Annotated in this window: 2 protein-coding genes; both read left to right on the top strand. The window is 46.0% G+C overall.

From position 1 onward, the window contains the following. Positions 1-166 precede the first annotated feature (166 nt). Positions 167-2,845 (top strand): methyl-accepting chemotaxis protein, encoded by a 2,679-nt coding sequence (locus PX481_RS23415; RefSeq protein WP_288096320.1) that lies wholly within the window; start codon positions 167-169, stop codon positions 2,843-2,845. Positions 2,846-2,918: 73 nt separating this feature from the next. Beyond that, positions 2,919-4,130 (top strand): glycosyltransferase, encoded by a 1,212-nt coding sequence (locus PX481_RS23410; RefSeq protein WP_002757617.1) that lies wholly within the window; start codon positions 2,919-2,921, stop codon positions 4,128-4,130. Positions 4,131-4,796 lie beyond the last annotated feature (666 nt).

Genomic DNA, 4,796 nt, shown 5'->3' with positions numbered 1-4,796 from the left:
ATAACATATAATTAATTTGCAAGAGTTCTAAACTACTATAGCGGTTCTCACACCTGTGTGGCACACTTAAACCTTTGCTAATCAAGCTTTTCAACATCGATAATGTACCTAGTGCGAACAGGAAACGCTATAACTACTTCATTTAACTTTACTAGGGGAGGGGCAAATGCCGTCAGGGACAGAATACGCAAAACTCTATAGAAAGGCTAACACCGCCTATTGCCAGGGCAACCTTGAGGATGCCGCCGTCATTGTCAAAGAGATGATCAGCAAGTATCCCGAGGATGCCAATGTCATGCTTTTACAGGGTCACATTCATCTAGGACTACAACAATACAGATTGGCGGAGGAGCGTTACGAAAAAGTGCTGCAATTGGCTAAAAATTCTCCCAATAGTTCCGATCTAGCCGATTATGCCCAGCGTGGTCTCGATCAGATTCGGCAATTGCGTTTTGAAGCCGAGGAGGGAGATTTTACGATCGCTGCTACGGAAAGCATTGCCTACAGCGAGGCAGCTTTCGATCCAAGTCAAAGTTTTAACCGTTCTCGCTCCTGGAAGTCGCAAGGGGCTGCCCCCGATGGACAAAAAAAAGGGCTGGATTGGAATAGTAGTCTTTTCAATGAGGAGGATCCCAGCGAGCCTACGGTAAGTAAAGTCCATTCCTATGACGATGATTTTGAGGAATCGGAGGAAACCGCCTTTAGTTCCCTTACCCTGCCGGGCCCTGGCTCTCACGGTTCCCAGTGGTCTAGCGATTCGGCGGAGGGGGAAGCCCCTTTCCCCTTTTTAGAAGCGGCGGAGATTGACTCGCTGGAGGAAGGGTGGGACGGTGAGTTAGGGTCAACGGGAGAAGCCACTTTTATGGTTTCCTCTGATCTGGGGGGAAATCCCCTGACCGGTAGAGATCAGGAGTTATCCTATAGGGATACCCTAGAAGAAAGCACTTTTGCCATTGACCTGGAATCGACCCACCCACAAGGGGCAAAAACTGGCCTTAATCAGGGCAGAGTCACTCAAAAAAGATACGAGGAAGACGAAACCGGAGATTTTGGGGAACCAGAACTCAATGATGAGGATTTAGACGGTTTTTCCCCACTGGCTCTGACGGATACGGTTCAAGGACTGGGGGACTGGGAGCTATTTACCCCTTCGGGGGGGGAAGCTTTAAGTGGTGGTTTTCTCCCCGAACCCGGTGCGCGCCTTAATGCCAGTTCTGGTGTGGGAGAGCCTAGTTTTAATCCTTCTCGTCTAAAAACCCCCAATGACAAAAGAGATAGTCATCTTACCCATGCCTCCGATCTCTTGCTCAAGCCAGTGGTGGAAGTCAATCCGGGCAAATTAGGCTTTTTTGTCAACGCTTCTTTAGGCAAAAAACAACTAATCCTAGGGGCTTTAGCGGGTATTACCCCTGTGATCATAATTTTTGCCGTTAGTACCACCTCTTGGCTTTCTACGCTCTTGGCTGCCAAACCAGCCCCGAATAGCCAGGCAAAAACCGAAAATGTTGCCCCCAAACCGGCCCCGAAACCGCCAGCCTCAGCCAGTCTTTCCCCCTTCAGTCAACCGGTACTAACCATGATGTTATTAACCGGACTGGGAACCCTGGCCCTGACTTGGCTAGGTTTACAGTTGCTAATTAGTCAGATTAAGCGCAGTCTCAACGATCTGCAAAGCCAATTCGATCATCTCTCGGAAGGTAATTTTAACGCTAAAGCGACGATCTACTCGGAAGATGAATTCGGTCAACTGGCCAATCGTTTCAATCAGATGGCTCGGGTGGTGGTAACTACCACCACGGAAGCCCAACGCCGCGCCGCCGAAACGGAACGGGAACGGGAAGACCTACAACGGCAAGTGATTCGACTTCTCGATGATGTGGAAGGAGCGGCTCGGGGAGATCTGACCGTGGAAGCGGAGGTAAGCGCCGATGTTTTAGGGGCGGTGGCCGATGCTTTTAATTTGACTATCCAAAACCTGCGTGAAATTGTCCGACAGGTGAAAAAAGCGGCAAAACAGGTGAATCAAGGCAGTACCAATAGTGAATCTTTCGCCCGCAATCAGTCTAGCGATGCCCTGCGGATGGCGGAGGAATTGGCCGTCACCCTTAATTCGGTACAGATGATGACCGACTCAATTCAACGGGTGGCAGAAAACGCCAGGGAAGCCGAAGAAGTCGCCCGCACTTCCTCGATTACCGCCCTGAAGGGGGGTGATTCCGTGGAAAGAACCGTGGCGGGAATTCTACAAATCCGCGAGACCGTATCAGAAACGGCGCGAAAAGTCAAGCGTTTGGCGGAAGCTTCCCAGGAAATCTCGAAAATTGTCGCGGTAGTCTCTCAGATTGCCTCACGGACCAATTTATTGGCTCTTAATGCCTCGATTCAAGCGGCGCGAGCAGGAGAGGCGGGCCGCGGTTTTGCGGTTGTGGCCGATGAGGTGCGTCAGTTGGCCGATAGAGCTGCTAAATCGCTTAAGGAAATTGAACAGATCGTTTTACATATCCAATCGGAAACGGGTTCGGTAATGACGGCGATGGAGGAAGGGATTCAACAGGTTATCGATGTCACCGAGCGCTCGGAACAGGCGAAGAAGTCCCTAGAAGATATTATCCAAGTTTCTAATCGTATCGATACGCTGGTGCGATCGATTACCGCCGATACGGTCAAACAACGGGAAAATTCCCTCAATGTCGCCCAAGTTATGCAGTCGGTGGAGTTAACCGCTCAGGAAACTTCCCAAGAATCCCAACGGGTGGCGGGTTCTCTGCAAAAATTGGTGAGTATCTCCCGGGAGCTGCTTTCTTCGGTAGAACGGTTTAAGGTAGACTCAGAGGATGATCGATAATCGGTGAGCGCTAATCAGTGGGTTATTGATTAGCCGCTATCCCTCAAGATTGACCGCTAGAGTGAGTAAAGTTATGCCTAAACTTAGTCTCTGCATGATTGTCAAAAATGAAGCCGAAAATCTCCGGCGCTGTTTGGATAGCGTTAAAGGGGTGGTGGATGAGATGATCGTTATGGATACGGGTTCGACCGATGATACGATTGCTATTGCTCAAAGTTACGGTGCCATAGTTCCTAGCTACGATTGGCGGGGTAATTTTTCCGATGCCAGAAATGAGGCTTTAAAATATGTTACTGGCGATTGGATTTTAGTCCTTGATGCTGATGAGGAATTAAATGCCGCTATCGTACCGAAAATGCGTCGGGCAATGGAAAAAGAGGAAAATTTAGTGATTAATTTAATCCGCCATGAAATCGGAGCCGTACAATCACCTTATTCTCTAATTTCGCGGCTATTTCGCCGACATCCTCAGGTCACTTTTACCCGACCCTATCACTCAATTATTGATGATAATGTGGCTATTTTATTAAAAAAAGAACCTGGTTGGAAAATAGTTGAACTGCCAGAAATTGCTATCTTTCACTACGGTTACACCGTCGATAAAATAGCCAGCTTAGATAAGTTTGAACGGGCAAGAAAAGCGATGGAGGGTTTTTATCAGCAACATCCCCACGATCCCTATGTGTGTAGTAAATTGGGAGGGTTATATCTGAAGATTGGCAGGGATAAAGAGGGTTTTAAGCTGCTCAAACACGGTTTAAAATGCCATGGCTCTAATCCGCATATTTTATACGAGTTGTATTATCATCTCGCTAATTATTATTATTCAGTGGAGGAATTTAAGCAATCAGGCGATCATTTTGTTAAAGCGATTAAGCAGCCAATTTTAGATAAATTAAAACTGGGTGCTTATAATAATTTCGGTGGGTTATTATACGAAGCAGAAAAATACGAAACTGCCTTATCTGTCTTTGAGAAAACCGTAGAAATTGATCCTAGCTATGCCGATGGTTACTATAATTTAGGACTGGTTCTCAAACAACTGCATCGGCTACCAGAATCGATTAAAGCTTATAAAAAAGCTCTCAAGTTAAACCAGGATAATCCCACTATTTACCAAAATCTAGGGGTTGCTTATATAGTTTTCGGTAGTTATAATGAGGCGATCGAGATTTGGCAAAAAGGCCTACAATTATTGAAAGATCAGGGTAATGTCTCTCGCGCTGAAATGCTGCAAGAAACCCTAGAAGCTCTGGGAGCAAGTGTATTGAACTCTGAACAGTAACTGTTCACCGTTGTCGCGAAGATTGGGAGCCGCCACTGTACTAAAATTCTCAATAGGCAGTTGAAATGCAGTACATCTGATTGCTAAGTAGGGAGGCACAATTATTTGTAGGATGGGTTAGCGGTAGCGTAACCCATGCGTAGGTTGGGTTGAAGCATGAAACCCAACCTACGTTCATCTTATATTTAATTCCACCCACCTACTTAAAACCCTGTCTATTCAACTCCTGTGAGGATTTTTACGAATTAATTCTTAATAGGATTATCGAGGAGTTAGACGCTGAAGACTTAGGGGTTTTGATAGAAATGATCAAGAGATAATTGCTGCCGTGTAATTGACCTTGACAAGAAATGCTATAATTTCCTAGCAAGGGGGGAAACTAATCCCTCTCAGGGTTGCCATCGCACAATTTTGTCGGTTACTGGTTCTCGTCAGCTTGTTTGTCAAATATACCAATTCTATTTTGAATCGGTGCTGTTATGTCAAGATTCAATATTTCTGGCTGCAACGGAACTGGAAAATCAAATAATCTATTTCTTCAAATCTTCTTACCTTAGATAAAAATAATGAAATTCGAGGAAATCCAAGAGATTCTTAATGGGCAACTGCTCAAGCTTGAGAATCGTTGTCTCAATGAGACAGAAAAATTATTATTGCGAGGACTTT

The sequence above is a fragment of the Microcystis sp. M53603_WE2 genome, assembly GCF_030065435.1.
Note: the sequence above shows the minus strand (reverse complement) of the source record. Positions and strands in the feature narration are given on the sequence as shown.

Excerpts from the sequence above, each read along its gene's own strand:
- PX481_RS23415 (WP_288096320.1), top strand. The coding sequence starts at position 167 with ATGCCGTCAGGGACAGAATACGCAAAACTCTATAGAAAGGCTAACACC.
- PX481_RS23410 (WP_002757617.1), top strand. The coding sequence starts at position 2,919 with ATGCCTAAACTTAGTCTCTGCATGATTGTCAAAAATGAAGCCGAAAAT.